Annotated in this window: 5 protein-coding genes; 3 read left to right on the forward strand and 2 right to left on the reverse strand. The window is 30.0% G+C overall.

Going from position 1 to position 6174, the window contains the following annotated elements; translation table 11 throughout:
• Positions 1–3 precede the first annotated feature (3 nt).
• Positions 4–633, forward strand: coding sequence for a hypothetical protein (locus KA468_RS05705; RefSeq protein ID WP_291241975.1), 630 nt, complete (start codon positions 4–6; stop codon positions 631–633).
• Positions 634–732: 99 nt separating this feature from the next.
• On the opposite strand, the gene pheT is transcribed toward KA468_RS05705, so the two are convergent.
• Positions 733–3162: a phenylalanine--tRNA ligase subunit beta gene (pheT, locus tag KA468_RS05710; RefSeq protein ID WP_291241976.1), complete on the reverse strand. Its 2430-nt coding sequence runs from the start codon at positions 3160–3162 to the stop codon at positions 733–735.
• A gap of 160 nt (positions 3163–3322) precedes the next feature.
• Between pheT and KA468_RS05715 the strand changes: the two genes are divergently transcribed.
• Positions 3323–5281 carry a KUP/HAK/KT family potassium transporter gene (locus tag KA468_RS05715; RefSeq protein WP_291241977.1) on the forward strand — a complete coding sequence of 653 codons (1959 nt, stop codon included), beginning with the start codon at positions 3323–3325 and terminating at the stop codon, positions 5279–5281.
• A 131-nt stretch (positions 5282–5412) separates the two neighbouring features.
• A complete protein-coding gene (locus tag KA468_RS05720) occupies positions 5413–5814 on the forward strand; it encodes a hypothetical protein (RefSeq protein WP_291241978.1) in 402 nt (133 codons plus the stop codon).
• A gap of 20 nt (positions 5815–5834) precedes the next feature.
• Here KA468_RS05720 and KA468_RS05725 read toward each other — a convergent pair.
• A partial coding sequence (locus KA468_RS05725; RefSeq protein WP_291241979.1) for a C40 family peptidase occupies positions 5835–6174 on the reverse strand: 340 nt, incomplete at its 5' end.

Here is a 6174-nt window from a genome sequence, read left to right on the forward strand (position 1 = left end):
AATATGTTTAAAGATATCGACTTCAAAAGAGCGCTACAAGAATTACCAGAAAAGGAGAAAGACAAACTTATTTTAAGATTGTTACGACGAGATTTGGATTTAGCAGAAAAATTATATTTTGAGTTGGTAGACACCGATTCTATAGAAGACAAACGTAGGATAATGGAAATAAATATTTCTAAACAAATTCATCGTTTTTCTGAAAATTTTCACTCATTAGATTATATTGCAATTGAAATGCGTAATATCAGCGGAAAAATTTCGCACCACGTGAAAATCACAAAAGATAAGTTTGGTGAAATTAGCTTAAATTTACAAATGCTAAATGAAGTTATAGAGCAAAATGCTTTTTCATTAACGCATTCTAAACCACAAAAGTCTACTAAGTTTTATAATTATGTTATTGTTCGAACTTTTAAAATTCTACTTTTAATTCAGGCACTTCACGAAGATTTTCTTTTGGATTTTAAAGAAGATTTGAATAGGCTAGGAGTCAATATTTCTAAAGACAAGCTGCTTTTAAAAACGGCAAACTATAACAGTTTAGATATCAACTGGATTTTAGAGGCAGAAATACCAGAAAATATTCTTCAAATTCATAAAGAAATAAAAGCGGCAGGTTTTTTAAAGTAAATAATTACGCAAAGATTCGCAGAGAAAGTAATGATTTTCACAAAAAAAATCCTTTTAAGCTTTAAATTAAAAGGATTTATATATTCTAATATAATTATTTTATCTTAAAACCGCTTCAAATTTTGTTTCGAAATTGCTTTGTAATTTATTCATAATTTTATCAATCTGAACATCTGTTAGTGTGTTTGAAGTATCTTGAAGAACAAAACTTAAGGCATACGATTTTTTTCCTTCTGGAAGGTTTTTTCCTTCATAAACATCAAATAAGTTGATATTTTTTAATAACGATTTTTCCGTTTGTTTTGCCACTACATATAACGCTTCAAAAGTTACAGATTGATTTACTAATAGCGCCAAATCTCTTCTTACTTCTGGGAATTTTGGAATATCAACTAATTTTATTTTATTTGAAACATATTTTTGTATAGCATCCCAATTTACATCTCCAAAAAACACATCTTGTTTGATGTCGAAATGTTTTAAAACCGATTTTTTAATGGTTCCGAATTCGGCAATCACTTCATTTCCAATAGCAAATCCCATTCCTTCAGCAAAAACATCTTGTGATACTGGAACTGTTTTTACTTTCGTATCGATGTTTAATTTAGATAAAACAGCTGTAATATACCCTTTGAATAAAAAGAAATCTGTAGGTTTTTGAGCCAAATTCCAACTTTCAGATGAAGCATTACCTGACATCGTTATTGTTAGATGCTTTTTTTCTGAATATTTTCCTTCTATACTATGATATGTTTTTCCAAATTCAAATAATTTTAAATCTGAATTTCTTCTATTAATATTATAAGAAACCGCTTCTAAAGCTGAAAATAACAACGATTGACGCATTACAGATAAATCATTACTTAATGGATTTAACATTGTAACGGTTTCTTCTGAAAGCACTTGGTCAGAATAGGCTATGTAATTTGAAGTCGTTAACGAATTGGCCATCATTTCATTAAATCCTAAGGCACATAATTGATTGGCAATAATGTTTTGCACTTTAAATTCTTCTGTTCTTGAAGAATTTGAAACCGATGCGTTAATTTTATTCGGAATTTTAATATTGTTATAACCGTAAACTCTTAAAATTTCTTCAATAACATCTACTTCTCTTTGCACATCTACTCTGTACGGAGGAATATTTAAACCTAAACCAGCATCAGAAATACTATTGATTTTGATATCTAATGAAGCTAAAATATTTTTAATGGTTTCTTTTTTAAGTTCTTCTCCAATTAATTTATTTACTTTTTCAAAAGATAGAAAAACATTAAAATCTTCTATCTTTTTAGGATAAATGTCAATTAAATCTGAAGTGATTTCGCCACCTGCAACTTCTTGGATTAACAAAGCAGCACGTTTTAACGCATAGTCTGTTATTTGTGGATCAATTCCTCTTTCAAATCGGAATGATGCATCTGTTGATAAAGTATGACGTTTTGCAGTTTTTCTAATAGAAACAGGATTAAAATAAGCACTTTCTAAGAAAATATTAGTTGTAGTTTCTGTTACTCCAGAATTGGCACCGCCAAAAACACCAGCCATACAAATAGGTCCAGATTCATCGCAAATCATTAAATCTTCCTCATGTAATGCACGTTCAATACCATCTAAAGTTGTGAATTTTGTACCGGCTGAAACTGTTTTTACAATTATTTTATTTCCATTTATTTTATTCGCATCAAAAGCATGTAAAGGTTGACCTAATTCATGTAAAACATAATTTGTAACGTCAACAATATTGTTTTTAGGAGTAAGTCCAATTGCTTTTAATCGGTTTTGTAACCAGCTTGGTGAAGGTTTTACTGTAATTCCTGAAATAGTTACACCAGCATATCGAGGCGCTAATTTAGCATCTTCAACTTTAACATCTATTTTTAAGGTTCTTTTGTCGACTTTAAATTTACTTACAGAAGGTGTAATAAATTCGGTAGTTACATTTGATTGTAATAAACCTGCTTTTAAATCACGAGCAACTCCCATATGGCTCATGGCATCCGCACGATTTGGAGTTAAACCAATTTCAAAAACTTCATCTACTTCAATGTTAAAAACTTTACTAGCTGGAGTTCCTGGTTTTAAATCGTCGGCCAAAACCATAATTCCGTCATGACTATTACCTAAACCAATTTCGTCTTCGGCGCAAATCATTCCGTGGCTTTCTTGCCCTCTAATTTTTCCTTTCTTTATTTCAAAAGCGTTTCCTTCTTTATCATATAATTTTGTTCCAATAGTAGCTACAGGAACTTTTTGTCCTGCCGCAACATTGCTGGCTCCACAAACTATTTGAACAGGATCGTTTCCATCACCTAAATCTACGGTTGTAATTTTTAACTTATCTGCATCAGGATGTTTTTCACAAGTTAAAACATGCCCAACTACAATACCTTTCAGTCCGCCGGCAACACTTTCAAATGCTTCAACAACTTCAACTTCTAAACCTAAATCGGTAAGTAAAGCGGCTGTTTCATCTGATTCCCAGTCTATTTTAATAAATTGTTTTAGCCAATTATAAGAAATACGCATTTTTCGAAATTTAAATAAGACCACAAAGATAAGTATTTGATTAGAATTTAAAAGCAATTTTTACACTTCCTGTAGAATTAATTCATAAATATTTTTCCCTAAAATCGATTTTGAAACATATTGTTTTTGTAATTTTGTATTTCGTTTTATAAAAATCAAAATGGAAAAAGGTCATCATGGCTTGCACAAACTTTCTGCAGCCGGTTTACTAGTTACGCTAGGTATTATTTATGGAGATATTGGAACTTCTCCTTTGTATGTTCTTAATGCAATTATTGGAAAAAATCCTATAGATTCAGATATCATAAAAGGAGCCATTTCATGTATTTTTTGGACATTAACACTTCAGACCACAATAAAATATGTAATTCTTACGCTTCGAGCGGATAATAATGGTGAAGGTGGAATTTTTTCGTTATACGCTTTAATTAGAAAAGCTAAAATTAAATGGTTGTTGTTTCCTGCCATAATTGGAGGTTGTACATTATTAGCGGATGGTATAATTACACCGCCCATTTCTGTTTCATCAGCAATAGAAGGAGTAAAGACAATGTACCCAAGTTTTGAGGAAAAATATATAATGTACATTGTAATGATAATTCTAACGTTATTATTTGCTATTCAACAGTTTGGAACTAAATTTATCGGGAAGTTTTTTGGACCTGTAATGTTCGTTTGGTTTGCCATGCTTGGTGGATTAGGATTAATACAAACGATTAATAATGTTGATATTCTTTCTGCTTTAAATCCGTATTATGCTTATAAGCTACTTTCTGTTCATGGTGGCTATTTATATTTAGGTGCTGTATTTTTGTGTACAACAGGAGCAGAGGCCTTGTATTCTGATTTAGGACATTGTGGAAAAGACAATATTAGAATTAGCTGGATATTTGTAAAAGCAACATTAATTTTAAATTATTTAGGTCAAGGTGCTTGGTTAATTCAGCACGATGGTCAAACTTTAGCACAAGCTGGAATTACAAACCCTTTTTACGGAGTGATGCCGCAGTGGTTTTTACCTTTCGGAATTGCCATTGCTACTTTAGCAGCAATTGTAGCGTCACAAGCATTGATTAGTGGATCATTTACTTTAATTAATGAAGCCATTCGTTTGAATTTTTGGCCAAAAGTTAAAATAAAATATCCAACAGAATTACGCGGACAATTATATATTCCGTCTTTAAATTGGTTATTATGGGCAGGTTGTATTTTTATTGTACTTTACTTTGAAAAAGCGGCTGCAATGGAAGCGGCATATGGTTTGGCAATTGTTTTAACAATGTTAATGACAACTACATTGCTGAATTTTTATATGATAATTAAAAGATATAACAGAACCTTTATTTGGGTAATTGTAATCACGTATTTAATTATAGAATTGGCCTTTTTATATGCTTGTATGCATAAATTTGGAGAAGGTGGATACATAACTTTAATTATTGCTTTTGTATTATTTGCCGTAATGACATGTTGGTATTTTGCAAGAAAAATCAGAAACAGATTTGTTGAATTTGTGAAATTAGATAAATATTTACCTGTTTTAGAAGATTTGAGTAGAGATGAATCAATTGCAAAATATGCCACAAATTTAGTGTATTTAACAAGTGCGGATAACCGATACGAAATCGAATCAAAAATTATATACTCTATTATTAATAATAGTCCGAAGCGTGCTGATATTTATTGGTTTGCTCACGTACATGTTGTAGATGAACCGTATACTATGGAATACAGAGTTTGTGAATTTATTCATGATGATGTTATCCGTGTTGATTTTAGATTAGGATTTAGAGTTGCACCAAAATTCAATAAAATGTTTGCACAAGTTGTAAAAGACATGCAAAAAAGGGGAGAAGTAGATTTGACAAGTAGATATACTTCTTTGCATAAACATAAAATTATTAGCGATTTCAGATTTGTATTAATCGAAAAATTTATGTCGTATGATAATGCTTTGCCATTCTATGAAAAACTTATTTTAGATGGGTATAATGTATTGAAAAAATTAGGCTTGTCTGAAGAAAAAGCATTTGGTTTAGATCCAGGTTCGGTAACTATAGAAAAGTTTCCACTTAAAATTTCAGAGACAAAAGCATTAAAATTAACAAGAATAGATTAAATATTAAAAAAGCCAGAATTTTAGTTCTGGCTTTTTTTATGTTTAGTATTTAAAATTGAAATAGGTTAATTATATTTGAATTTAAATAGCTTAGTATTGTACCTAACCATGAAAATAACAATTAAATAAAGATGAATAAAATATTGATTTTAGTGTTTTTCTTACTTGCATCTTGCAGTAAAAAAAACGAATTAGAAAATATTTTTACTTGTGATAAAAACGAATATTGGAGTTACAAAAATAATTGTGGTTCTTATGGTATTTATTTTAAGTTTAATATCGATGGGAGTCATGATAAATATTTAAGTAAACCAATAGACGAAGGAAAAGGGTTTGATTTATTTAATAATGATGGTGATTTAATAAGTGGCTTAAGGACTTGGTCAATAAAAAATGATTCCATTTTTGTTTGGGATAAAGGCGAATATAAAATTGAAATTTGCAATGAAAATATTATAATTTTAACTTATTATCATTATAAAGAGAAAAATAAAAAATGTACTGTTGTTCTTAAAAAAGTATTAGATAAATAACAAAAATTAATCGAAATAACTTAAATCACTTTCTTAATCACTCTTAGTTTGTGAGTATGTCTTCCTGTATCTACATTATAAATACCTAAATGGTCAATTCTGTCAATTCTAACTTTTCCTGAAGCGTGAATGATGTAATTGTTTTCCATCATAATTCCAACATGAATAATATTTCCTTCATCGTTATCAAAAAAAGCTAAATCTCCAGGCTCACTTTCTTCAATAAAGCTTAAGGCATCTCCTTGAATTGCTTGTTGTGAGGCATCTCTTGAAAGGGTATACCCGTTAAGTTTATACACCATTTGTGTAAAACCGGAACAATCAATTCCAAAAGGTGTTTTTCCACCCCATAAATAAGGG

It is taken from the genome of Flavobacterium sp. (assembly GCF_017985075.1).
Lineage (GTDB): Bacteria > Bacteroidota > Bacteroidia > Flavobacteriales > Flavobacteriaceae > Flavobacterium.

Coding starts and splice junctions, on each gene's coding strand:
- KA468_RS05705 (WP_291241975.1), top strand. CDS start 4: ATGTTTAAAGATATCGACTTCAAAAGAGCGCTACAAGAATTACCAGAA.
- pheT (WP_291241976.1), bottom strand. CDS start 3,162: ATGCGTATTTCTTATAATTGGCTAAAACAATTTATTAAAATAGACTGG.
- KA468_RS05715 (WP_291241977.1), top strand. CDS start 3,323: ATGGAAAAAGGTCATCATGGCTTGCACAAACTTTCTGCAGCCGGTTTA.
- KA468_RS05720 (WP_291241978.1), top strand. CDS start 5,413: ATGAATAAAATATTGATTTTAGTGTTTTTCTTACTTGCATCTTGCAGT.